The following is a 24,195-nucleotide window of genomic DNA, read 5'->3' as shown; positions in this document are numbered from 1 at the left end:
AACCCGTGTAGGGCTCCCGCTTTGCGTCGCGCTTCGCTATGTCTCAGTCGCGCCGATAGTTGGGCGCTTCCTTGGTGATCTGCACGTCGTGGACGTGGGATTCGGCGAAGCCGGCACCGGTGATCTGCACGAATTGCGGCACGGTGCGCATCTCTTCGATGGTCTGGCTACCGGTGTAGCCCATGGAGGCACGCAGGCCACCCATCAACTGGTGCACGATGGCGCTCATCATGCCCTTGTAGGGCACGCGGCCTTCGATGCCTTCCGGCACCAGCTTCTCGACGCCGGCATTCTTGTCCTGGAAGTAACGGTCGCTGGAGCCCTGGGTCTGGGACATGGCGCCCATGGAACCCATGCCGCGATACGCCTTGTAGGTACGGCCCTGGAACAGCTCGACTTCGCCCGGCGCTTCCTCGGTACCGGCGAGCAGGCCGCCGATCATGACGATGCTGGCGCCTGCGGCGATGGCCTTGGCGATGTCACCGGAGAAGCGGATACCGCCATCGGCGATGACCGGCACGTCGTACTTGGCCATGGCGGCCGCGACATTGGCGACAGCACTGATCTGCGGCACACCGACACCGGCGACGATACGCGTGGTGCAGATGGAACCCGGGCCGATGCCGACCTTGACGCCGTCTGCGCCGGCTTCCGCCAAGGCGATGGCGGCTTCGGCGGTCGCGATGTTGCCACCGATGACCTGAATCTTCGGGTGGTGCTCCTTGACCCAGGCGACGCGGTCGATCACGCCCTTGGAGTGACCGTGCGCGGTGTCGACGACGATGACGTCAACGCCGGCTTCGGCCAGTGCCGCGATGCGGTCCGGCGTTTCCGGGCCGGTGCCGACAGCAGCACCCACCAGCAGGCTGCCATTGCTGTCCTTCGCCGCGTTCGGGTAGGTCTTGACCTTCTCGATGTCGCGAACGGTGACGAGGCCGCGCAGGCGGAATTCGTCATCGACGATCGGCATCTTCTCGATGCGGCTTTCCTGCAGCTTGGCCTTGATCTGATCCAGCGGCGTGCCTTCCAGTACGGTGACCAGCTTGTCGCGACCGGTCATGATGCCGGCGACGGTATCGCTGAAGTCAGGCTGGAAACGCATGTCGCGACCGGTCACGATGCCGACCAGGTATTCACCCTCGACCACCGGGAAGCCGGAGTAGCCATGCTCCTCGGACATTGCCAGCAGATCCTGGATCTTGGCCTTCGGGCTGACAGTGACCGGGTCACGCACGATGACGCTCTCGTGCTTCTTGACCTTGCGGACTTCCGCGGCCTGCTGGGCGATGCTCATGCTCTTGTGGATGATGCCGACACCACCTTCCTGCGCCATGGCGATGGCCAGGCGAGCTTCGGTGACGGTGTCCATCGCAGAGGAGATGAGCGGGATATTGACGCTGATGTCGCGTGTGAGACGTGATCTCAGGCTGACGTCCTTGGGGAGGACCTCGGAGTAGCCGGGGACGAGAAGAACGTCATCAAACGTCAGAGCTTCTTGCGCTATACGTAGCATGTCGAACGCCCAGTAGCAGTTTATGAGGGATGCGCGAAAGCCGCAGTGCAGGGCCCGTGGGACAGGCGCCATGACTACGGTTCTTGCGATTGCTGCGAGGTAATCACCCATGATAACCCATTCGCCCCACTCGAGACAAACGTCGCAGGCTATCAATCTCGCGACATCTTGTCCCAGCGGCATTGACCATCTGGTCAACTAAAGCCACGGATGACGCGGCCTGCGGGCTGGCGGGCGGCAAGTCACCTTGCCAGAGCCGCGCCTCGCTGGGCACTGGTCAGCGCATCCCGATGGGTCGCCTTGGATCGTCTCTCGCTTCTCGCCTGTGGCATCATTGTCTTGTGCTCTTCACAAGCTTCAGTGCTTCCAAGCTTCAGTTCTTCACAAGCTTCAATAGTCGCCCTCACTCAAGCTCCCCGTCAGCTCCAGCACAAGGAATGTCGCGTGTTCGAAATCTCGTCTGCCGCCAATGCTATCAGCGTGACCCAGCTCAACCGCGAGGCCAAGGGCCTGCTGGAGCGAGGCCTGGGGGAGCTCTGGATCGAGGGGGAAATCTCGGGTTTCTCGCAGCCGCGCTCCGGCCACTGCTACTTCACGCTCAAGGACGACAACGCCCAGGTGCGCTGTGCGCTGTTCAAGAGCCGTGCCCAGTTTCTGCGCGAGAAGCCCAAGGACGGAGATCGGGTGCGGGTGCGCGCCAAGGTGTCACTGTTCGAGGCGCGCGGCGACTATCAGTTGATCGTCGAGGCATTGCAGCAGGCGGGGCTGGGGGAGTGGCTGGCGCGACTGGCGCGCCTCAAGGAGCAACTGGCGGCCGAGGGCGTGTTCGCCAATCAGCGCACCCTGCCCCATCCGCCGCGCCATCTGGGCGTGATCACCTCCGCTACCGGTGCGGCGCTGCAGGATGTGATCGCGGTGACGCGCAAGCGCTGGCCGCAGGCGCATCTGAGCGTGTTGCCGGTCGCCGTGCAAGGGCCGCAGGCGGTGCCGCAGCTGATTCGCGCGGTGGCGATGGCCAATCGCGACAGCGACTGTGATGCACTGCTGATCACACGTGGCGGCGGCAGCCTGGAAGACCTGTGGGCCTTCAATGACCAGCATCTGGCGCGCGCCATCTTCCACTCGCGCCTGCCGGTGGTGGCGGCCATCGGCCACGAGACCGACACCACCCTGGCGGAGCTGGCCGCCGACCTGCGCGCGCCGACGCCCTCCGCCGCTGCCGAGGCGCTGTATCCTGATCAGCTCGCCCAGGTGCAGCAGCTGACCGCCCTCAAGCAGCGCCTGTGGCGCGCGCAGCGTGCCCGCCTCGATCAGGCCGCGCAGCGGCTGGATCATGCCCGCTCGCGCCTGCGTCATCCGGCCCGTGAGCTGGAAACCCAGCGCCAGCGTGCCCGCGAGCTGGAACGCCGCCTGCACACTGCAGTGCGCATGCGCATGACCAGTGAGCAGCAGAAGGCCGACCAGCTGACCCGCCGCCTGCAGCAGGCCAGCCCCGCGCGCGATATCCAGCGTCACCGTCAGCAACTGGCGATGTTGACCCCGCGCCTCAACAACGCCCTGCCCCGCCGTCTGGCCGCTGATCGTGAGAGACTGGAAGGCGCGATGCGTGCGCTGAATGCGGTCAGTCCGCTCAATGTACTCAACCGCGGCTACGCCATCGTCGAACGCGTCGGCAGTCACTCGACACCAGCACATGGCGACAGCAAGGTCATCCGCGCCGCCCACCAGACCCAGCCCGGTGAGATGCTCTCGATCCGCCTCGGCGAAGGCCGCCTGGCCGTCGAGGTCAAACGTCGCTACAGACCAAAGCCCTGATCGACGCTGTCACGCTGCCAGACCGAAAAAAGCCCCGCTACCGGAACCGGTAACGGGGCTTTTTCACGGGCGCTTCACGTCCGACGCACCGGGCCGCTTTTGACCTTGCGCCTTTCGCGTGGCCTCGGACGCGATAAACCTAGAAGTCAGGCGGACCCTGCTCGGCGCCCGGCTTGAACACACCCGGCTCCAGATCATGACGTCCCAGCAGCTTGTAGAAATCGGTGCGGTTACGCCCGGCGATACGCGCCGCCTGGGTCACGTTGCCTTCGGTGATCTTCAACACCTTGATCAGGTAGCTGCGCTCGAAGCCGGCACGCGCCTCAGAGAAGGACGGCAAGGCGTTTTCCTCCGCGGCCAGCGCCTGGGAGACCAGCGCTTCCGGAATCATCGAGGAGCTGGTGAGCGCGACACACTGCTCGACCACGTTGACCAGCTGACGCACGTTGCCCGGCCAGGCACTGGAAGCCAGCAGGTTGAGCGCTTCCGGCGAGAAGCCCTTCACGAACGGCTTGTGGCGCGCGGCGGCCTGACTGATCAGATACTTGGCCAGCAGCGGCACATCCTCGGCACGCTCGCGCAGGGCGGGCAGCTTCAGATTGACCACGTTGAGTCGGTAGTAGAGGTCTTCGCGGAAGTCGCCGTCATGCATCGCCTTGTCGAGATTGCGGTGCGTGGCGGAGATGATGCGCACGTCGATGGGCACCGAGGTGGTGGAGCCCAGCGGGCGAATCTGACGCTCCTGCAGTGCACGCAGCAGCTTGACCTGCAGCGCCAGCGGCATGTCGCCGATCTCATCGAGGAACAGGGTGCCGCCGTCTGCCGCCTGGAACAGGCCCTGGTGGGCACTGACCGCGCCGGTGAACGAGCCCTTGGCGTGACCGAACAGTTCGCTTTCCAGCAGCTGCTCCGGCAGCGCGCCACAATTGATGGCGACGAAGGGACGCGAGGCACGCGGGCTGGCGTTGTGGATGGCCTTGGCCATCAGCTCCTTGCCCGAACCGGACGGACCGGTGACCAGCACGCTGACATCGGAGGCCGCTACCATGCGCGCCTGCTCGAGAATCTGCTCCATCTGCGGGGAGCGAGTGATGATGCCAGCACGCCAGGCATCGTCACCCTCCTTTACGGGCGGCGCCTGGGCCAGCGCCTCATCGATGGCGGCGAACAGCTCGTCCTTGTCGACCGGCTTGGTCAGGAAGCTGAACACGCCCTGACGGGTGGCACTGACGGCATCAGGGATGGAGCCGTGTGCGGTCAGCAGGATGACGGGCATGCCCGGCTGACGCTTCTGCAGCTCACCGAACAGGGCCATGCCATCCATTTCATCCATGCGCAGGTCGGACAGGACCAGGTCTGGACGTGCGGCTTCGAGACGGCTGAGCGCCTCGCGGCCACTGCTGGCCGTCGTGACCTTGAAGCCACGGCTTTCGAGACGCATGCCGAGCAGCTTGAGCAGGCTCGCATCATCATCGACGAGCAGAATATGCGCTTGTGCGTATTTCACACTAACTCTCCTTGCGACACCCGAGGGCCTGGGACATCGACGTCGGGGCCGCACAGTCTTGCGTCATGCAATCGCGGGGATTGAGTGACAGGGTCGTGGCCAGAGTCTGCCGCTGAGGGTTCAGGGCGTGCTCTGGCGGCGCGAATTGATCGATTCTTCGATGGCCGTCAAGGCTTCCAGCTTCTTGGTCAGCTGGGCATTCTCGGCGCTGAGCTTGCGACGGGCACCGTCATTCTTGTCACGCTCGGCGATCAGACCGCGACGCTCCTCGAGGCCATTGAGCCACTGGCGAAGCAGCGGCTGCAGGCGGCTCGGGGCGGTAGGCAGGTCCGCCTTGTAGAGGTCAGAGGCCAGCTCCCAGTCCGATTCATCGCCCCAGCTGAGCACGATGGCACGCGCGAGGCGACGGTCATGGCGGTTGCCTTCCAGCTGCAAAAGGGTGCTTTCACGCCAGCCGCTGTTGCCACGCTGGGCCTGCAGCGCGAAGGCGACCCATTCATCCAGCAGGCAGTCCTCGCCGGTGAAGTCCGGCAGGTCGCCGATGCCGTAGCAGCTCTCCCGCACACTCTGGCTGACCACTTCCGGCTCGCTGCCCGGCATGGTGATATTGGTCAGGGCGCCACAGGCGCTAAGCGTACTGAGCAATACGCCTGCGGCCAAGCGCATCAGTAGTCGTTGCCCCTTCATCACTTCAGTTCCTTGCGTGCTTGATGGCGTTCAGTGACGCCATTTCATGTGGTGTGGACTGCTGATCCGCTCCGGCGGCATCCCTGTCTGCCTGCAGCTCATGCTCACTGCCTTCCCCTGACGTCAGCGAGCGACTCGGTGTCGGCAATGTCAGCCGGAAGCAGACATCCGCCCTGGGGTCATCCACCAGCGCCAATTGACCAAATTGGGCGCGGGCGCTGTCAGCGGCGACCGAGAGGCCGATGCCCGAGCCCTTGAGCGGCCCCTTGCGCTTGACCTCGCCCTGATAGAAGGGCTTGAACAGGTGGTCACGGTCCTGGGTTGCGATGGGCTCGCCGCTGTTGGCGACCTCGATGATCAGCTTGCGACGCTCCTTGCGGGCTCTCAACCACAGGTCACCACTGTCTTCACCATAGGCGATGGCATTGGAGATCAGGTTGTCGAGAATACGCCCGGTACGCGGCCTGTCCGCCTCCCAACTGAGGCTGGCAGGCGGAAGATGCACGCGCATGCCCTTCTTTTCCAGTGCCAGACGATGTTTTGCCAGCACTTCCTTGAACACTTCATGCACATCGAAGCGGCTCTGTTCGAGGCCTTGATTGTGCTGCAGCAGATTGTAGTCGAGGAGTTGCTCGATCAGCTTCTGCAATTCCTTGCTGGAATCATCCAGCAGGCCAAGAATCTCGGTCTGGTGCGGACTCAGCGGCCCGGCGACCTCGTCGATCAGCAGGCCGGTGCCTTCACGAATGCTGGCCAGCGGGGTCTTGAGCTCATGCGACATGTGACGCAGGAACTGCTGCTTCTGCTCCTCGAGCTCATCCAGGCGCGTCGACAGCCAGTTGAGGCGCTCGCCCAGCTGCACCAGCTCCGCCGGCCCCTTGATGACGATGGGTCGCTCGCTATCGATGCCACTGCCCAGGCCATTGATGCGGCGCTCCAGCTGCCGGATGGGCCGGATGATCAGCCAGGTGAAGAACAGCATCAACAGCAGACTGATGGAGACCAGCGCCGCGGTCTGCCACCACAGCTGATTCTTGACCTGGGAGGCACGGGCGCGGATGCCTTCGATACGCGCATCGACGAGCTCACGCGTGGAGTTGAGCAGGCCACTGGCCTGGATGGAGAAGGGACCGAAGTCTTCCAGGTGGCGGCTGACCTGCTCGACGCTCATCTCGGGCATGCGCTCGAGCTGAGACAGCGTCGCCTTCAACTCGCTGACGCGAGGGTCCCCCTCACCCAACAGCCGCGCCTGCTCATCCAGCAAGGCACGGAAGCTTTTGGCCTTGTCGGCGTAGATCTTCATCAGATCAGGATTTTCCAGCACGGCGTACTGGCGGGCGCTACGCTCCATCTCGACGGTGAGATTGGTCAGCGTGCGGGCGCGGCGAGTCTGGTCGACCGCCTGGCGGGCACTGACATCCGCCAGTTCCGACAATTCCGATAGCGCCTGCCCTGCTTGAAACATGAGCACGGCAATCGGCAGCATCACCACCAGAAATGCCATCAGAACCAGCTGAGGCAACGAGCGGGGACGCCAGCGTCGTGACACTGTGGAGGCCATGGAAAGAACTCTATGCAGGAAAGGGATGGTCATCATCGAATCACGTCTTCCTAGAGTACCAGAGTTCACCGGCGTCCATCGCGGTTGCCAGTTCGTAAATAAATATGACGCTTATTCAAATCATAAGGTCGCCACGAGACAAACCGTCCCATTGGCAACGTTTCGCATGAAATTAGTAGCCACTCAGCGCTGGACGCACAAAAAAGAGGGCCGGCATAGCCGGCCCCAAGTACGCAGGGAACTGAAGGGTCAGTCATCACGTGGTGACTCTGGCACCTGGAGACCATAGGCACCACGTGATTGGCGGGTCTGACAGGTGGTCTGCCTGTCAGTCCCGGGAGAAAAGAACGTCACCTGGTGGTCGTTCCAGATCAGTTGACGTTCACGCCGGACAGCGTCCGCGCTCCCTATCGGATGTGAAGCAGGGGGCAACACATCGCAATGTGGGTGATCGAGTCGGATGGCTTGCCGACTTGCCCGCCTCGATCATCAATTCGGGGATGACGGCAGCCAATCTCTCCGGCTACCGCATCGGTTTCGGGCATCCTTGCCCGGGCGTCCTTGCCCTCAAGATACTGTCCATGCCCACCAGGGCCGTACCTGTCTCATCGCAACCTGAAGTCACACATCGCGTGGAGCAGACGCTTGGCCTGTCAGCGATCACGGAGCGCACAGGGCAGTGAGTACCGTCATCGCTGGAAGGCCAGAGAAAGGGCCGGTGATGCACCTCATATCTCTTGCTCACGATACCTATTGCCAAAGGCGTGCCAAAAACCCGAAAACACATTACAAAACAATGACTTGAAATTGTCATCGCGGCGACAGGCATGCCCATGTTGCCCAGGACGGCACACAGAGTCGTGTTTTACTGGCCGATTCGTCGCGATTTGCCAACATATATATAGGACACTACATTTTTCCTTTTATAATCAATATGTTGAAGCGTCTCTTTTGCAAGACAATCCCGCAAGGGGTGGGGGGAAACTGCGACACCTACGCAAGAACACCCGCTGATCTGCCCTCATCGAGGGGGTCATCAGCGGGTGTTCTCTGGGCGATTCACACTGGCAGGCAAGTGAGGTGTGACTAGAGCGACTTGAGCAATACCTTGGAGTTGCGCGCCGAGTTGTAGGCCTCGCGACGCATGGGCGGCAGGTCTTGCAGGCCGGCCGACACGAAACCGTGCTCGATGAACCAGTGGACGGTATGGGTCGTCAGCGCATACAGACGCTCGACGCCGGCGCGACGCGCGCGCTGCTCGATCTCGGCCAGCAGCTGCTCGCCGCGCTGTCCGCGACGATAGTCATCATGCACGGCTACGCAGGCCAGCTCGCCCATGGCGGCGTCGAGGCTGAGATGCAGTGCCGCACACCCGATGACCATGCCATCGCGCTCCAGCACCACATAGTCGTCGATCTCATGTTCGAGACGCTCCCGCGAGCGGGCCACCAGAATGCCGCGCTGCTCCAGCGGCCCCAGCAGCGCCAGCAGGCCACCGACATCCTCAAGGCGCGCCTTGCGCAGCTGCTCGTAGCCCTGGCGCGTGATCATGGTGCCGATACCGTCACGGGTGAACAACTCGCCCAGCAGGGCGTCACGGTCGCGCCAGCTCAACAGGTGGGTGCGCCCGACGCCACGACGTGCGGCGCCGCAGGCCGCGGCCAGGTGGCGCGACAGTTCGCTGTCGTCATCGCGAGGCGGCGCCATCAGCGCGGCTTCTTCAGGATTGAGCTGACGCAGCAGCTCACCGTCTTCGCCGAACAGGCCCTCCCCTTCGCCAAGCAGGATCAGCTTGTCAGCGGCCAGCGCCACGGCGGCGTGTTCGGCGACCTCGGCAGCGTCCAGATCGAACACCTCACCTGTGCTGGAATAGCCCAGCGGCGGCAGCACGACGATGGCCTGCTGCGAGAGCAGCCCCTGGATCGCCTCGCTGCGCACGCGGCGCACCTCGCCACCATGCTGGAAGTCGATGCCATGACGCACGCCCAGCGGCTTGGCCATCACCAGATTGCCGGAGACGGCGGAGAGCTCCACGCCATGCAGCGGCGTATTGGGCAGCCCCTGGGACAGACTGGCCTCTAGGCGCAGACGCAGCGTGGCGACCTGCTGCTCCAGATGGCCGAGAATCTCACGCGTCACCACCCAGCGGCCCTGATGGCGGTCCGCCTCGATACCGGCAGCCTGCAACGCCTCTGCCACCTGCGGGCGCACCCCAAACACCACCACCAGCTTCACGCCGAGGGTATGCAGCAACGCCAGATCCTGTATCAACTGCGTTCGTCGTGACGAGGACAGGGCATCGCCCTCGATCAGAATGACGAAGGTGCGGCCACGATGGGCATTGATATAGGGAGAGGAGTTGCGAAACCAGTCCGCGAAGGGGAAACGCGTGTTCAAGAGCCAGCTCCGGGCAGGAGAGAGGGAAAATGGCATGTCAGGCATGCCCATGAATCATCATATCAGCGCCGCAGCCTGCACGGCGAGCGCTGCCCCCTGACATCCATGTGTCAGATACGAGAAAGGCGACCCGAAGGTCGCCTTTCTCGTTTTACCAATACGTTTTACCAGTTCATCTCATGCAAGGCGTCAGCTCGAGCCAAGGCTCAGGCTCAGAACCATGCGCCGGCTTAGCCGAACATGCCCTTGAACATGAAGAAGAACAGGATCGACAGGATCGCGCCGGCCGGCAGAGTGATCAGCCAGGACATCACGATGGTGCCGATCACGCGCAGGTTGAGCGCTGCCATGCCGCGTGCCAGACCTACCCCCAGCACCGCACCGACCAGGGTGTGGGTGGTGGAGATCGGCAGACCGGTGCCGGAGGCCAGCACGACGGTCGAGGCGGCGGCCAGCGTGGCCGCGAAGCCGCGAGATGGCGTCAACTCGGTAATGCCGGTGCCGACGGTGGCGATGACGCGACGACCATAGGTAACCAGGCCGACGACGATACCGCCGCCACCCAGCACGAGGACCCACCACGGCATGCTCGCCTTGGCACCGATCTGACCGGCGGAGTCGACGACACTGATGATGGCCGCCAGCGGGCCGACCGCATTGGCCACGTCGTTGGAGCCGTGGGCGAAGGCCATCGCACAGGCGGTGAACATCATCAGCAGGCCGAAGACCTTCTCGACACCGCTGAAGTCGAAGTCGTCACCGGTGGCGCGATTCTTCTCCTTGAGGCGTGAACGCGCGACCTTGCGCTCCATCAGCACGCCGATACCCATCACGATGGCACCGACGACGACGGACAGCAGCAGGCTGGATTCGAAGCTCAGATGCAGGCCGACATGCTTAAGGCCCTTGACCATGGTCACCATCGAGATGATGAAGCCGACCAGGAACATGTACATCGGCACGTAGCGCTTGGCGGCCGCGAACGGGTCTTCGTTGTCGAAGATCAGCGTCTGCACGGACTTGAACAGCACGAAGGCGATGGAGCCCGCCAGCAGCGGCGAGACCAGCCAGGAGGCCGCGATCTGACCGACCTTGGCCCATTCGACGGCGTCCACGCCGAGACCCGCAGCGGAGAAGCCGACGATGGCGCCGACGATGGAGTGGGTGGTCGAGACCGGCCAGCCCTTCATGGAAGCGATCAGCAGCCAGATACCGGCGGCCAGCAGCGAGGCCAGCATGCCGTAGACCAGGAACTGCGGATTCTCGATCAGCAGTGACGGGTCGATGATGCCCTTGCGGATGGTGTCAGTCACCTCACCACCGGCAAGCCAGGCACCGAGGAATTCGAAGATCACGGCGATGATGATCGCCTGTTTGATGGTGATCGCCTTGGAACCTACCGAGGTTCCCATGGCATTGGCGACGTCATTCGCACCCACACCCCATGCCATGAAGAAACCGAACAGACAGGCAAGAATGACGAGCACATCGCCGTATTGAGCAATGATGGACATAGAAGACTCTTGGACAGATGGCAGGACGTCCTGACGGCGCTCAGCGCGCCATCAGGATCTGCAGTCGGGTACCGACCTTTTCCGCTTGGTCAGCCACATCGCCGACCCAATCAATGATCTTGTACAGGAAGATCACATCGACGGGCGGGAGACTGGCTTCCAGCGAGAACAGGGTCTGGCGGATGGCGATCTGCTGTTCGTCGGACTGCTTCTCGAGCTCATGCAGCTCGTTGATCAGCTTGTCGACCAGCTCGCTCATGTTGCGCCCGAAACCGGACTCGACGAGGTCTTCCAGTTCACCCAACGCACGACGCGCCTGGCAGACCGATTCGACCGCAGTCTTGAGATACTCACCCATGGCGGGCACCAGTGCGGTGGGTATCTGCATATGACGACCCAGCATGATCCCGGCGATGTCCTTGGTGACATTCGCGATGGAATCCTGGACATGGATCAGCTCGAGAAGGTCGGAGCGCGAGACCGGCAGGAACAGCGAGTTGGGCAGGTTGAGGCGCAGCTGCGTCTTCAACTCGTCCGCTTCACGCTCCAGACCACTGATGGTCTTGCGAATGCTGGCTGCCTGCTCCCAATCACCCTGCTCGCAGGCGTCGAAGAAGGTCAGCAAGTGCTGGGCGCACTCGTCGGTCTTGATGATGTGGGTGTGCAGCGCCTTGAAAGGCGAGCGCCCGAACATCGAAGAGAAAGGGTTGGTCGTTACCATAGTGGCCGTCGGCGTTAAGGATTGACGCGCGGAGTGTAGCAAAGCCTTTGTGACGATCACATAACTTTCATCGTAACGTCATGATACCGCCTTGCTGTTGTCATTTACGTAACAACAGCGGCAGTGCGGGGGAACACGAAGGATTCCAGAGGAGAGATTGTCATGTAGCGGCAGGACCCGTGGTCGCTGGCTTTATCCACTGTTCGTAATATAACCAAGGACGTGACGACAGGCAATTGCTGTCACCTCAATGTCATCATTCTGTCATATAAATGTGATTGTGCCGACAGCCGATACCCGCATGGCCTCCCCCCTCCTGTGCTTGCCTTGCCGCGGGCCAGGCGCGAGCATGAGAGGCATGAGCCTCGATCACCATGCACCATGCTTGCCGGAGGCTCTGCGGTCCTGGCGCCGCTGTCACCATCATCCGTCAGCATCCGTCTTCTTTCATCCGTACAGGGAGTGCCCATCATGGCGCAGGAAATCGAACTCAAACTGGCACTGTCTCACCCCGTCATTGATCGCGATGCCATTCTGGAGACACTGACGGGCATTGCAGAGCTGGCAACGGTCACCCCCAGGCGGCGCTGGCTGGCCAACACCTATTTCGACACCCCCGAGCATGCGCTGGAGCGTGCGCGCATGGCGCTGCGTCTGCGCCAGAGTGGTAAGAATGCCGACAGCACGGGGGCCCTGCGCCAGACGCTCAAGACCAGCGGCGAGAGTCATGGCGGACTGCATTCTCGCGGCGAATGGGAATGGGAGCTGCCCGAGGGCCAGACCGGCCTCGACCTCGACGGCCTGCGTGGCCTGCCGCCCTTGCAGGCGCTGGAAGACGGCGCCCGCGAGCAGCTGCTGAGTGCGCTCGCGCCCAGCTTCAGCACCGATTTCGAGCGTCATGCCTGGCAGCTCGACGTCAAGGCGACATGCAGCGACGAGAATCTGAGCGACGAGCAGGTCATCGTCGGTGTCGAGATGGCGCTGGACCTTGGCGCGGTGAAGGCAAGTGGTCGCGAAGTGACCATCCAGGAAATCGAGCTCGAGCTGACCGGCGGCGAAGACCTCGCCCCAGAGGTGAGAGAAGCCGTGCTCTGGCAGCTGGCGGATTCGCTGGCCAGCCACCTGGCACTGCGTCCGGCGGATGCCAGCAAGGCCAAGCGCGGCGCGGCGCTGCGTGATGGCGAATGGCATGAGAAGACGCTGGATACCACTGACCCCGGCGCGCTGCTGTCCGCCGCCATTGATGCACTCGATGCCCACGCCGACCGACAGGCGAAAGACGACCTCAAGTGGCACGCGCATGCGCTGGCCGCCCTGTCGGCCCTCGCATCACGGCTGGCCGCCTGTCAGCATCCCGGCCATATCCACGCGGTGGCGCTGGTCGAGGCGCTGGAAAGCAGCGACGGCGACGCCTCACAGGACTGGGCGACTCGCGACTTCGGCCAGCACAGCCTGTCACTGCTCGCGACGCTGCGCGGCTGAATCTCGGCACGACACTGACTGCCCAGCCACCAGGCGCTAGACCACTGGCTGATGGACAACGGCCGGGCAGTCACTGAAGGTCACACACTGAGACATCCCCGATACGCCCTGACATTCATCCGGCGTCATCACGCCCGTCAAGGAAGCCTGCATGCCTGAACGCCAGGGCCCTGCCAATGAATATGGCAGCACGCCGCAAAGCCCCCCAGCGTCACCCTCGCACCCCAGCGACTACGAGCCCGCCACGGGCCGTCTGCGCGCGCGGCTGTTTCACTGGATCTTCGAATCCGACACCAAGGCGGCCAAGGCCTTCGATATCGGTCTGATCCTGATGATCTTCGCCAGTGTCGCCGTGGTGATGCTCGACAGCGTGCCCTCGCTGAATGCGCAATACGGCGAGCTGTTCCGCATCATGGAGTGGGGCTTCACGATCATCTTCACGCTGGAATACGCCGTCCGCCTCTACTGCCTGAAGCATCCCGGCACTTGGGCCAAGGGCTTCTACGGCGTGCTCGATCTGCTGTCGATCGCGCCCACCTGGCTGTCGCTGCTGATTCCGGGTGCCCAGGCCTTGCTGGTGGTGCGCGTGCTGCGTGTGCTGCGCCTGTTCCGCGTGCTGCGTCTGATGGCCTTCGTCGGCGAGGGCCGCATGCTGGTCGAGGCCATGACGCGCAGCCGGCGCAAGATCCTGCTGTTCTTCATCACCGTGCTCAGCCTGGTCACGGTCTTCGGCGCCCTGATCTATCTGATCGAGCCACCCGAGGCCGGCTTCACCTCCATCCCCAAGGCGCTCTACTGGGGCGTGGTGACGCTGACGACGGTGGGTTATGGCGATATCGCGCCCATCACGCCGCTGGGGCAGTTCATCTCGGCACTGATGATGATTCTCGGCTACTCGATCCTTGCCGTGCCCACCGGGGTGTTCTCGGCCGAGGTTCTCAACGGCCTGCGCATGCAGCAGACCAGCGACGAAGCCTGCCCGGGCTGTGGTCGCGAAGGCCATGATCGCAACGCCAAGTACTGCAAGTTCTGCGGCACCTGGCTGGACGAGGACACCCGCGACCCGCGCGAGCCGGAACCAGAACCAGAACCGGAGACTGAGCCGGAACCTGAGACAGAGCCGGATCCCGAATCTGCGCCTGACGCAGAGACGCCATCGGACGATCAGCCAGAACCTCCCGATAGCGGGCCTCCCGATAGCGGGCCTTCCGACCGCGACCGCAGCTGACGAAGCCGAGAGTCGCTCAGCACACGACAATTGCTCGGAAATGACAACGCCTCAGAAATGACAACGCCCCCGCGACCGCAAGGTCCGGGGGCGTTGTCATGGATAAGCGATGTCAGCGCCGTGAAGCACTACGCTGTCGCGATCACTCCGTGAAGCTCGAGATATCGCCGCGCCCTTCGCGCACGATCACCGGCGGCAGCTCGCGCAGGTCAACCACACTGGTGGCCTCGAAGCTGCAGGCGCCGCCGTCGATAACCAGATCCAGCGCGTGTCCGAAGCGCTCGCGAATCTCTTCGGCATCCGTCATCGGCAGCTCCTCGCCCGGCGGAATCAGCGTCACGCTCATCAGCGGTTCGCGATGGGTTTCCAGCAGGGCGTGGGTGATGGCGTGGTCCGGCACGCGCACGCCGATGGAGCGACGCTTGGGGTGCAGCAGAAGGCGCGGCACTTCGGAAGTCGCCTGCAGGATGAAGGTGTAGGCGCCCGGCGTGTGACTCTTGAGCAGGCGGAAGATGGCGTTGTCGACCTTGGCGTAGGTGCCGATTTCCGACAGGTCAGAACACACCAGGGTGAAGTTGTGCTTGTCGTCCAGCTGACGCAGGCGCTTGATGCGCTCGATGGCCTTCTTCTCGCCCAGATGACAGCCCAGCGCGTAGCCGGAGTCGGTCGGATAGGCAATCACGCCACCCTGCTGGATGATGGCGACGGCCTGATCGATGAGGCGTTTCTGGGGATTTTCGGGATGAATCTGGAAGAACTGTCCCATGCGGTGCTCCTTGCGTCTGGGCGCCAACCCGGCAGGCGATCTGGCGTCACGATGATCTCTTGATATCACATGGAGGCAGCATCGGCCGCAAAAAAGGGCGCGATGCGTGGATGACACCACACGGGCGGCACCTTGGTGCGGGGCGGCGGGCTCATGCTGCCGGGGGCCAGCGGGCCGCCGGGGAAGTGGAAGTCACTGCCGACGGAGGCGTAGAGGCCCAGCTCATCGAACTGACGCGCCAGGTCACGCGCGCGATCGATATTCTGGAAGCCGCTGACCAGCTCCGCGCCTTCGCCACCGGCGGCAATGAAGTCACGCAGCAGCTCACCACGCTTGGTGCGCGTCAGCTTGTAGCGCATCGGGTGCGCCATCACGGCGATGCCGCCATCGGCACGCACCCAGCCCACCGCCTCTTCCATCTCCGGCCAGTGCGCCTTGACGTCACCTTTCTGGCCTGCGCCCAGGTGCCGCTTGAAGGCCTCCTGCAGGTTGCGTGCAATCCCGGCCTTAACCAGCGCGCGGGCGAAATCCGGGCGTGACAGCGGACGGTCGCCCGCGCCACTCAGCGTGGCCTGCTCACGGGCGCGCTCGTAGGCATTCTCGAGCCCGAGCTTTTCCATGCGCGTGGCGATCTCGTGGCTGCGACGCTCACGCGCCTCATGCTGCTGTCTGAGGCCGGCACTCAGCGCATCGCCGGCTCCCTCGGGCATCAACGCCACGATATGAATCGTCTGGTTGCGCCAGCGGACCGACAGCTCACAGCCGGGCAGCAACGAGATCCCCTCGGCGCGGGCGGCCTGCTGGGCCTCGAAGATGCCTTCCATGCTGTCGTGATCGGTCAGTGACATGCGTGACAGGCCACGCCGTGCGGCCAGCGCCACCAGTTCTTTCGGTGCCATGCCGCCGTCGGAGGCGGTGGAGTGCATGTGCAGATCGATGTCCGGCACCTCGATATCGGAATCGAAGCGCTGGGGCAGCGGGCGAAACTCGATCGGCTTGCGGGCGGAAATCGGCGAAGAGTCGGACGGGACGTCGGACACGGGGAACCTCTCGGGATGAACGTCTGTGTCACGCGATGCCTGAGATGCAGGCGATCCAGCGGGCCAGACGTCGGGCAGTATTGGCTGCGATGCGCGCCCGGACACACAGGGGCTTTGTCAGCAGGCAGCAATGGCGGCAGAATGAGCACATGCAGGCAGGGGCGCGCCGCTGGTGTCAGACAGGATACCACTCGCACAGACCCTTGCCTTCCCGACGGCTACGTCGTCGTGTTCAGGAGTGCGCATTACCCATGAAGATGTTGCTCGACTTTCTGCCGATCGTGATCTTCTTCGCCGTCTACAAGATGACTGGCGACATGATCATGGCTACCGCCGTGTTGATTCCCGCGACCCTCGCGCAGGTGCTGTACATCTACTGGCGCCACAAGCGCGTCGAGAAGATGCAGCTGGTCACCCTGGCGCTGGTCGTCGTGCTGGGTGGCGCGACCGTGCTGTTCGGCAACAGCTCCTTCATCCAGTGGAAGCCCACCGTGGTCAACTGGCTGTTCGCCGTCGCCTTCCTGCTGTCGCCGCTGTTCGGCGGCAAGCCGCTGGTGGAGCGCATGATGGAAAAGGCGATTCAGCTGCCACGCCCCATCTGGCACCGCCTCAACCTGGCCTGGGTGGTATTCTTCCTCGCCATGGGCGGCTTGAATATCTATGTCTTCAGTTACTACTCGGAAGACATCTGGGTCGACTTCAAGCTGTTCGGCATGCTCGGTCTGACACTGCTGTTCGTCATCGTTCAGGGCGTCTACCTGTCCCGTCACATGGTGCAGGCCCCTCAGGAAGAGAACGCCTCCTCGACCAATTCTCATAAGGATGATTCGTGATGCTCTACTCCATTGTCTGTCAGGACGTCGAAGGTAGCCTCGAAGCACGCATGGCGGCGCGCCCGCCGCATCTGGCACGTCTGGAGGCACTGCACGCCGCCGGTCGTCTGGTCATCGCCGGCCCCAACCCGGCCATCGACAGCGAAGCACCGGGCGAAGCCGGCTTCAGCGGCAGCGTCATCATCGCCGAGTTCGATTCCCTCGAAGACGCCCAGAAGTGGGCCGATGCCGACCCCTTCGTCATCGCCGGTGTCTATGCAAGCGCTGAAGTGAAGCCCTTCAAGCAGACCCTGCCCTAGCCCGGCACCCGACCGGTCATCTGACCGGCGGTTTCTCGCAGACGACGGACAGCCTGGCTGTCCGTCGTCTGCGTTGCAGGCCTCTCTCTGATGCTGACTCGCTCTGATACCGACTCATTGTGCCGCTCTCCCGCTCGACCTCCTGCCAGGAATGCCCGTGAACGATCGCCCTTCCTCTCCCCGCAAGCCCGCTCCCGATCCGTCAGCCAGCAAGACGTCACTCAAGGACGCCTCGGGCACTGCGGCACGCAAGCCTGCCACGACGCCACCGAGCGCGATCGAGCCGGTCACGGCGCCCGGCGTGGTGCCGGACGTGCCACTGGCGCCACTGGCGGCACTGGAGGAGGCGCAGCTCGAGTGGGACGACACCGCGCCACAGGCCACCGATTACGGTGATGTGTACTTCTCGATCCACGATGGCCGTGCCGAGACTGTGCACGTCTTCCTCGACAGCAATCGTCTGAGCGAGCGTTTTCGTGACTGGCAAGAGGCGCGCCCCTTCGTGATCGGCGAGACCGGCTTCGGCACCGGCCTCAACATCCTGTGCGCCGCACAGCGCTTTCTGGCCACGGCACCCGCCGAGGCGCGCCTGCATGTCATCTCGGTGGAAAAGCACCCGATGCGCGCCGCGGATCTCGAGCGGGCGCTGTCCGCCTGGCCGGACCTCGCCTCGCTGGCGAAGCCGCTGGTCGCTCAATGGCCCGCTGCCGTCCTCGGCGTGCACCGCCTGTGGCTGGATGAGCGCATCACCCTGGACCTGCACTTCGGCGATGCGGTGGAGCGTCTGTCGCGCCTGGAGGGGGGCGTCGATGCCTGGTTCCTCGATGGCTTCTCACCATCGAAGAATCCGAAAATGTGGTCACCCGAGCTGTTCGCTGCCATGGCGGGAGTCTCGCGCCCCACGGCGACCTTCGCCACCTTCACCGCCGCGGGCTTCGTACGACGTGGCCTGCGCGCGGCAGGCTTCGTGTGGCGCAAGGTGCCGGGGCACGGCATGAAACGCGAGATGATCTGCGGCGAGCTGGACGAACCGACCGCCGCCGCGCGCGCCGAACTGATGGGGCTTGATGCCTCATCCGCGTCCGGCCATGCCCCCATGAGGGCGCACGCGGTGCGTGGTGCCCTGCATCCGCTGCGTCGTGAGCAGCCCTGGACTCAGCCCCCGCAGCCCGCGCCGGTCAGTCGCGAGACACATGTCGCGGTACTCGGTGCCGGTATCGCCGGTACCAGCTGCGCCGAGGCGCTGGCGCGGCGCGGTGTGAAGGTCACGCTGATCGATGCCGAAGCTCTCGGCGCGCGTGCCTCCGGCAATCGCCAGGGCGCGCTCTACGTCAAGCTGGCCGCCGAGACCAATCCCGCCAGTCGCTTCCAGCTGGCCGCGCTGCAGTACAGCCGGCGCTGGCTGGCAAACCTCGACCCCGAACAGACCCTGTGGTCCGCCAGCGGCGTGCTGCAGCTGGCCACCAGCGAGCGTGAGCGCAAGCGCCAGCAGCGTTTTCTCGACAATCATCCGCTGCCCGAGGCGCTGCTCACGCCTGTCAGCGCCAGTGAGGCCAGTCGAATCGCCGGCAGCGAGATCGCCTTCGACGGCATCTTCTATCCGGTCGCGGGCTGGGTGCGCCCCAGCGCGCTCTGCCAGCACCTCGCTGCCACGCCGGGCATCCGCTTTCTACAGGCGCGTATCGAGGCCATTCAGTCGCTGGGGGCCGAGGAAGGCAAAGAGACTCGCAACGGCGCGCCACGCTGGCAGTTGCAGGTCAACGACGGCAGCTATCTGGAAGTGGATCAGATGATCGTCGCGCTGGGGGAGCAGACTCACCTGCCCGAGCCGCTCGCGCATCTGCCGCTACAGCCGATTCGCGGCCAGGTCAGCGAGATCACGGTAGCGCCGGAACACGCCGCGCACCTGCCCGCGCTCGACAGCGTGGTCTGTGCCGGTGGCTATGTCTCGCCCTATCAGCGCCACGCCGATGGCAGCGTGACCCTCAGCTTCGGCGCGACCTTCGCCCCGCGCGATGAGGATGAGGCGGTCCGCGAGGCGGACCACGCCGCCAATGTCGCGGAGCTGCGCAGTGCCCTGCCCGCCTTCACCGCCGCCTGGGAGCAGGCGCGGGGTGTCAGACTGGAAGACGATGCCTGGCAGGGACGTGTCGCCTGGCGCGCCGCGAGCCCCGACAAGAGCCCGCTGGCCGGCCCGGCACCGGACGCCGCGCAATGGCGTGAGGATTACGCCGCCATGGCCTTCGATGCGAAAAAGCGCGTACCGCAGACGAGCGGCGCCCACCTGCCCGGCCTGTGGCTCTCCACCGCACACGGCTCACGCGGCTTCACCACCGCCCCGCTGTGCGCCGAACTGATCGCCTCGCAACTGTGTGGCGAGCCGCTGCCGCTGGAACGCGAACTGGCCGAGCACCTGCACCCGGGGCGCCGCCTGATCCGCGATATCGTCCAGCGGCGCTGAGCTGGCAAGTCCTGGAGTGAAAGACACGCGCTGATCAGGTGAACCAGCTTTGCCAATGAAAAATGCCCTTGGCACTCGCCAAGGGCATTTTTATTTCTCAGCTGCCAAAAGGGCTGCTGAAAGCCTGTCACGGGAGGACTCAGTCGCCCTCTTCCTCATCATCTGCCAGCTGGCGACCGAAGGACTGCCACTGTTCCAGCGTCATCACCTCGGTGGATTCGGTGCCGATATCATGGACAATCAGCAGCTTGCCGCGTGACAGCTGGCCTTCCAGCTCCGCGACCCAGCCGGCCATGCCTTCACCGACATCGGTTGTGTCATAGCCCTGACGAGTGACGAAGGCTTCCAGCAGGGCGCGCCGTGTATCGGCGGGCAGCATGGTCTGCGGTACCTCGATGAAGCGGTCCCGCGGGTCCATCTGATCAAGTGGCATCTGGCTCATGGGTAGCTCCTGTCCATCATCGGGGTGGCGTGACGACGCCTGCGGTGCATCGTTCAACGTATCCGTACTCATGCACCCTCTCCCGCGCTGTCTTGCGCACTGTCTTGCGGATTGTCCTGCTGTGCATCAGCACCGGATTCCCATTCGGCCAGGCGCTTCACGAAGGTCTCTTCGTCCAGCACCGTGAGGCCCAGCTGCATGGCTTTCTCGAGCTTGCTGCCCGCAGCCTCGCCGGCGACCACCCCGGCGGTCTTCTTCGAGACACTGCCCGCCACCTTGGCGCCCAGCGCCTGCAGACGCGCCTTGCCTTCATCACGCGTCATGCTATCGAGGCTGCCGGTCAGCACCCAGGTCTGGCCTGCCAGCGGCTGGGGGCGCTCACCGATCTCGACCTCTTCCCAGCTCAGACCACAGGCGAGCAACGCTTCCAGCGTCTCGTTGTTGGTCGGCTGCTGGAAGAAGGTATGGATATGTGCGGCGACGATGGGGCCGACGTCCTCCACTGCTTCCAGCGCGGCTTGATCGGCTGCGCGCAGCGCTTCAAGCGTGCCGAAGTGCGTGGCCAGATTCGCGGCAGTGGCTTCACCGACTTCCCGGATGCCGAGGGCGTAGATGAAGCGTGCCAGGGTGGTGTTGCGGCTCTTGTCCAGCGAGGCGACCAGATTGGCGGCGGACTTCTCGCCCATGCGCGGCAGCTCAGCGAGCGTGGCAGCTTCCAGATGGAACAGGTCCGCCGGCGTCTTGACCAGCTCACGCTCGATCAGCTGCTCGATCAGCTTCTCGCCGAGGCCATCCACATCCAGCGCCTTGCGGCTGGAGAAGTGCTTGAGGGCTTCCTTGCGCTGCGCGGCGCAGATCAGTCCGCCCGCGCAGCGTGCCACCACCTCGCCTTCGAGGCGCTCGATCTCGGAGCCACACACCGGGCAGCCGTCCGGCAGCACGATGGCTTCACGGCTGGCACCTTCACTGGCGACCCGCACCACCTGCGGGATGACGTCGCCGGCGCGGCGGATGATGACGCTGTCACCGATCTGCACGCCGAGACGTTCCACCTCGTCCATGTTGTGCAGTGTGGCGTTGGAGACCACCACTCCGGCGACCTGCACCGGCGCCAGCCGGGCGACCGGCGTCAGCGCGCCAGTACGTCCGACCTGGAAATCGACGCCTTCCAGGGTGGTTTCCTGCTCCTGCGCCGGATACTTGTAGGCGATGGCCCAGCGCGGTGCGCGCGCCACGAAGCCCAGTTCACGCTGCAGACGCAGCGCATCGAGCTTGATGACCGCGCCATCGATATCGTGGTCGAGTCCATCACGCTGCTCGCCGAGACGACGGGTGTAGTCGATGATGCCCTGAGCACCGCGCACCACCTCAAGCTGCGGGCTGGTACGGAAGCCATAGTCGTTGAGCAGCGCCATCAGACCGGAATGATTCTGGCCGGCCTCGCTGGCGAGCAGCGCATCATCCACCCGCGCGACCTGATAGGCGCAGAATTCCAGCGGACGCGAGGCGGCGATATTGGAATCCAGCTGGCGCAGGCTGCCGGCGGCGGCATTGCGCGGGTTGGCGAACACCTTGCCATCCTCGTCGCGGCCGCGCGCGTTCAGCGCCTCGAAGCCAGCGTGACTCATGTAGACCTCGCCGCGCACTTCCAGCAGCTCCGGCAGATCATCCCCCCGCAGCTTGAGCGGGATCGAGCGGATGGTGCGCAGATTGGTGGTGATACCTTCGCCAGTGCGGCCATCGCCGCGCGTCACGCCTTGCACCAGCACGCCATTCTCGTAGATGAGCGACACGGCCAGGCCATCCAGCTTGGGCTCGCAGCAGAAGCTCAGCTCGTCACCCGCATCCTGGGCATCTCCCAGCTCCAGCGTTTTCGCCGCACGTTGCACGAAGGCACGCAACTCATCGTCATCGAAGGCGTTGTTGAGCGACAGCATCGGTACTGCATGCTGCACTTCCTCGAAGCCGCTGGCCGGCGCGGCTCCGACACGCTGGGTGGGCGATTCCGAGCTGATCAGCTGGGGATAGTCGGCTTCCAGCGCCTCGAGACGACGCAGGCGCGTGTCGTAGTCGGCATCGGTCAGCGTCGGATCATCCAGCACGTAATAGCGGTGACTGGCCTCGAGCAGCTCGCGGTGCAGCTGCGCGACCTCCTCCATCACCTTGGCAGGCACGCCTTCCACCGCGGCCGGTGCAGCGGAGCGAGAAGCGCTCGAGGCGTTGGGTTCATCGGCGGGCGCCGAAAACAGATCATCCTGGGCTGACATGACACTCACTCGAGACAATGGCTCGCCAGCACTGCCCATGAGCAGCACTGGTCGACCGGAAAGCGGATGGCGACGAATGCTCCGCGCTGGATCAAGCCCGGAGAGACGCCGTGATGCGGCCATTGTACTCAATGCGACCGCAAGTCCGAACCTTCAAGCCGCTTGGCGCAGCGATCAGCAGACACGAACGCCAACGGCGACCCGAAGGTCGCCGTTGGCGTTATGGCATGAATGGTCGACTCAGAGAATGGCTGGGGAGTCGATCAGTTGGCCTGGTAGCGATGCAGACGGTTGCGACGCTCGAACTCGTGCACCTGCTGGCGCTTGAACTCGATAGTCTGGGCCGTCATCACGCTGTGGTTCTCGTCTTTCAGCTCACCGCCCAGACGCCGCACCAGCAGCATGGCGATCTCGACCATGGTCTCGAAGGCGGCGGAGGTGTCGTCCGCGCCCGGCAGCGGCATCAGGAAGGTGACGCCGTCGAGCTGGCTTTCCACCATCTCGGCCGGCTTGAAGATGCCCGGCTTGACCACGTTGGCCATCGCGAACTGCAGCGGGCTGTCGTCGTCATCTTCCTCGTGACGCAGGAACAGCCCCATCTCGGAATGACGCAGACCACAGGCCAGCGAGATGCCCAGCACGTCTTCACCACTGAAACCTTCGTCGCCCCGCGCCATCACCGAGATGATGATGACTTCACTGGCATCGGCCAGGGTGTCACGTGCGAGCTGGTCATCGACCTGATTGCGTTCGGCACGCAGCACCAGCGGATGACGATCGTCCTCGGGGGCTGTGGCATCGGCAGCAGGCGCGGCGGCCGCTTCCAGTGAAGGTTCCTGGCGCTGGGAAGTACTGCTGGCGCCATCGGCCGGCTTGCCAACGGACGACGCCTCAGCCTTGGCATCCTGACCTTCCTCGATCTCGGCCATCGGCTCGAGATCATCGGCCTGGGTGGAGGAGACACTGATGCTGTCGTCCTCGGCGGTGATCAACGGCTTCTCATGGAAGTCGTCTTCGCGCGCCGTCTCGGCCTGCTCACTGGAGGCGCTGCCGAGCACAGGCTCACGATGCGCATCGTCGTGCTCATGCTCGTCATCACGCCGTGCGCCCAGACTGGCCGTCACGTCGCGCATCGACTGGCTGGCACGCGCACCGAAGGCAGCCGCACGCTCGCCGAAGCCCTTGCGCTCCGTTGCTTCACGACGCTCCATGGGCTGCACCGGACGACTCGGTTGAGTCACCCGCGAGGCCTTGATGCCGTGCGCATTGTCGAGCACGACATCTTCCTCGGCCTCGGCATGCGTCCCGGAATCGCCAACCACCCGGTAGCCGCCGTTCGGCAGCTCCCAGTTGTCACGTTCTTCCTCTTCTTCCACCGCGGGATTGCCCGCATCGTCGGTGGAATCCTCTGTACCCGCTCGATCCAGTCGGGGTACTCGACGTTGACGTTGGAGCCTGCGCACACCGTCAACGACGATGATTGCGACCAGCACCAACCCCAACAAGATGAGCCACTCTCTCAATTCCATGGGTCATTAGCCTATTTGCTTGGGCACCATGCACGTGAACAGCATAGCGCGATTGCAGAAAAAGGGGACATTTTTTCGAATGTCAATCCTGTGGTGGTGACCTGCGCAATCGCCCTTCAATTATCCCTGACTG

General features: G+C 64.0%; 18 protein-coding genes. 6 read left to right on the top strand and 12 right to left on the bottom strand.

What is annotated here, in order from left to right; all coding sequences use genetic code 11:
* Positions 1-43 precede the first annotated feature (43 nt).
* Positions 44-1,513: an IMP dehydrogenase gene (gene guaB, locus AC5WNJ_RS01945; protein WP_176676096.1), complete on the bottom strand. Its 1,470-nt coding sequence runs from the start codon at positions 1,511-1,513 to the stop codon at positions 44-46.
* A 453-nt stretch (positions 1,514-1,966) separates the two neighbouring features.
* Between guaB and xseA the strand changes: the two genes are divergently transcribed.
* Positions 1,967-3,328 (top strand): exodeoxyribonuclease VII large subunit, encoded by a 1,362-nt coding sequence (gene xseA / locus AC5WNJ_RS01940; protein ID WP_253063197.1) that lies wholly within the window; start codon positions 1,967-1,969, stop codon positions 3,326-3,328.
* Between the two features lie 139 nt (positions 3,329-3,467).
* Here xseA and glrR read toward each other — a convergent pair whose 3' ends face one another.
* From glrR to AC5WNJ_RS01910, 6 genes are all read right to left on the bottom strand, one after another.
* Positions 3,468-4,835: a two-component system response regulator GlrR gene (gene glrR / locus AC5WNJ_RS01935; protein ID WP_054555312.1), complete on the bottom strand. Its 1,368-nt coding sequence runs from the start codon at positions 4,833-4,835 to the stop codon at positions 3,468-3,470.
* Between the two features lie 120 nt (positions 4,836-4,955).
* Complete coding sequence (locus AC5WNJ_RS01930; RefSeq protein ID WP_253063028.1) at positions 4,956-5,522, bottom strand: hypothetical protein; 567 nt, start codon at positions 5,520-5,522, stop codon at positions 4,956-4,958.
* A 4-nt stretch (positions 5,523-5,526) separates the two neighbouring features.
* Complete coding sequence (locus AC5WNJ_RS01925; RefSeq protein ID WP_495930353.1) at positions 5,527-7,044, bottom strand: HAMP domain-containing sensor histidine kinase; 1,518 nt, start codon at positions 7,042-7,044, stop codon at positions 5,527-5,529.
* 1,125 nt (positions 7,045-8,169) lie between these two features.
* A complete protein-coding gene (gene argA, locus AC5WNJ_RS01920; protein ID WP_253063024.1) occupies positions 8,170-9,480 on the bottom strand; it encodes an amino-acid N-acetyltransferase in 1,311 nt (436 codons plus the stop codon).
* Between the two features lie 230 nt (positions 9,481-9,710).
* Positions 9,711-10,994: an inorganic phosphate transporter gene (locus AC5WNJ_RS01915; RefSeq protein ID WP_176676091.1), complete on the bottom strand. Its 1,284-nt coding sequence runs from the start codon at positions 10,992-10,994 to the stop codon at positions 9,711-9,713.
* Between the two features lie 40 nt (positions 10,995-11,034).
* Positions 11,035-11,715 carry a TIGR00153 family protein gene (locus tag AC5WNJ_RS01910; protein ID WP_176676090.1) on the bottom strand — a complete coding sequence of 227 codons (681 nt, stop codon included), beginning with the start codon at positions 11,713-11,715 and terminating at the stop codon, positions 11,035-11,037.
* Between the two features lie 471 nt (positions 11,716-12,186).
* On the opposite strand from AC5WNJ_RS01910, the gene AC5WNJ_RS01905 reads away from it, so the two are divergent.
* Together AC5WNJ_RS01905 and AC5WNJ_RS01900 are read left to right on the top strand one after the other, a co-directional pair.
* A complete protein-coding gene (locus AC5WNJ_RS01905; protein ID WP_253063014.1) occupies positions 12,187-13,197 on the top strand; it encodes a CYTH domain-containing protein in 1,011 nt (336 codons plus the stop codon).
* 151 nt (positions 13,198-13,348) lie between these two features.
* Positions 13,349-14,425: an ion transporter gene (locus AC5WNJ_RS01900; protein ID WP_495930352.1), complete on the top strand. Its 1,077-nt coding sequence runs from the start codon at positions 13,349-13,351 to the stop codon at positions 14,423-14,425.
* 142 nt (positions 14,426-14,567) lie between these two features.
* Here AC5WNJ_RS01900 and AC5WNJ_RS01895 read toward each other — a convergent pair whose 3' ends face one another.
* Together AC5WNJ_RS01895 and AC5WNJ_RS01890 are read right to left on the bottom strand one after the other, a co-directional pair.
* Positions 14,568-15,191, bottom strand: coding sequence for an L-threonylcarbamoyladenylate synthase (locus AC5WNJ_RS01895; RefSeq protein WP_176676087.1), 624 nt, complete (start codon positions 15,189-15,191; stop codon positions 14,568-14,570).
* Between the two features lie 65 nt (positions 15,192-15,256).
* Positions 15,257-16,231 carry a PHP domain-containing protein gene (locus AC5WNJ_RS01890; protein WP_373456568.1) on the bottom strand — a complete coding sequence of 325 codons (975 nt, stop codon included), beginning with the start codon at positions 16,229-16,231 and terminating at the stop codon, positions 15,257-15,259.
* Positions 16,232-16,482: 251 nt separating this feature from the next.
* Between AC5WNJ_RS01890 and AC5WNJ_RS01885 the strand changes: the two genes are divergently transcribed.
* The 3 genes from AC5WNJ_RS01885 to mnmC1 all read left to right on the top strand — a co-directional run bounded on the left by AC5WNJ_RS01885 (position 16,483) and on the right by mnmC1 (position 19,824).
* Positions 16,483-17,064: a septation protein A gene (locus AC5WNJ_RS01885; protein ID WP_253063010.1), complete on the top strand. Its 582-nt coding sequence runs from the start codon at positions 16,483-16,485 to the stop codon at positions 17,062-17,064.
* Positions 17,064-17,363, top strand: coding sequence for a YciI family protein (locus AC5WNJ_RS01880; RefSeq protein WP_176676085.1), 300 nt, complete (start codon positions 17,064-17,066; stop codon positions 17,361-17,363). Before AC5WNJ_RS01885 ends, AC5WNJ_RS01880 begins: the two co-directional genes overlap by 1 nt.
* Before the next feature lie 157 nt (positions 17,364-17,520).
* Positions 17,521-19,824 carry an FAD-dependent 5-carboxymethylaminomethyl-2-thiouridine(34) oxidoreductase MnmC1 gene (gene mnmC1, locus AC5WNJ_RS01875; RefSeq protein WP_373456567.1) on the top strand — a complete coding sequence of 768 codons (2,304 nt, stop codon included), beginning with the start codon at positions 17,521-17,523 and terminating at the stop codon, positions 19,822-19,824.
* Positions 19,825-19,963: 139 nt separating this feature from the next.
* On the opposite strand, the gene AC5WNJ_RS01870 is transcribed toward mnmC1, so the two are convergent.
* The 3 genes from AC5WNJ_RS01870 to AC5WNJ_RS01860 all read right to left on the bottom strand — a co-directional run bounded on the left by AC5WNJ_RS01870 (position 19,964) and on the right by AC5WNJ_RS01860 (position 24,062).
* Positions 19,964-20,242: a YheU family protein gene (locus AC5WNJ_RS01870; protein WP_043333752.1), complete on the bottom strand. Its 279-nt coding sequence runs from the start codon at positions 20,240-20,242 to the stop codon at positions 19,964-19,966.
* Between the two features lie 92 nt (positions 20,243-20,334).
* Complete coding sequence (gene ligA / locus AC5WNJ_RS01865; protein WP_253063191.1) at positions 20,335-22,425, bottom strand: NAD-dependent DNA ligase LigA; 2,091 nt, start codon at positions 22,423-22,425, stop codon at positions 20,335-20,337.
* Positions 22,426-22,796: 371 nt separating this feature from the next.
* A complete protein-coding gene (locus AC5WNJ_RS01860; RefSeq protein WP_253063008.1) occupies positions 22,797-24,062 on the bottom strand; it encodes a cell division protein ZipA in 1,266 nt (421 codons plus the stop codon).
* Positions 24,063-24,195 lie beyond the last annotated feature (133 nt).

The organism is Cobetia sp. PDI-23MA (genome assembly GCF_059507735.1).
Note: the sequence above shows the minus strand (reverse complement) of the source record. Positions and strands in the feature narration are given on the sequence as shown.

Coding starts and splice junctions, on each gene's coding strand:
- guaB (WP_176676096.1), bottom strand. CDS start 1,513: ATGCTACGTATAGCGCAAGAAGCTCTGACGTTTGATGACGTTCTTCTC.
- AC5WNJ_RS01930 (WP_253063028.1), bottom strand. CDS start 5,522: ATGAAGGGGCAACGACTACTGATGCGCTTGGCCGCAGGCGTATTGCTC.
- AC5WNJ_RS01915 (WP_176676091.1), bottom strand. CDS start 10,994: ATGTCCATCATTGCTCAATACGGCGATGTGCTCGTCATTCTTGCCTGT.
- AC5WNJ_RS01910 (WP_176676090.1), bottom strand. CDS start 11,715: ATGGTAACGACCAACCCTTTCTCTTCGATGTTCGGGCGCTCGCCTTTC.
- AC5WNJ_RS01905 (WP_253063014.1), top strand. CDS start 12,187: ATGGCGCAGGAAATCGAACTCAAACTGGCACTGTCTCACCCCGTCATT.
- AC5WNJ_RS01900 (WP_495930352.1), top strand. CDS start 13,349: ATGCCTGAACGCCAGGGCCCTGCCAATGAATATGGCAGCACGCCGCAA.
- AC5WNJ_RS01895 (WP_176676087.1), bottom strand. CDS start 15,191: ATGGGACAGTTCTTCCAGATTCATCCCGAAAATCCCCAGAAACGCCTC.
- AC5WNJ_RS01885 (WP_253063010.1), top strand. CDS start 16,483: ATGAAGATGTTGCTCGACTTTCTGCCGATCGTGATCTTCTTCGCCGTC.
- AC5WNJ_RS01880 (WP_176676085.1), top strand. CDS start 17,064: ATGCTCTACTCCATTGTCTGTCAGGACGTCGAAGGTAGCCTCGAAGCA.
- AC5WNJ_RS01870 (WP_043333752.1), bottom strand. CDS start 20,242: ATGGACCCGCGGGACCGCTTCATCGAGGTACCGCAGACCATGCTGCCC.
- ligA (WP_253063191.1), bottom strand. CDS start 22,425: ATGGAGGAGGTCGCGCAGCTGCACCGCGAGCTGCTCGAGGCCAGTCAC.
- AC5WNJ_RS01860 (WP_253063008.1), bottom strand. CDS start 24,062: ATGGAATTGAGAGAGTGGCTCATCTTGTTGGGGTTGGTGCTGGTCGCA.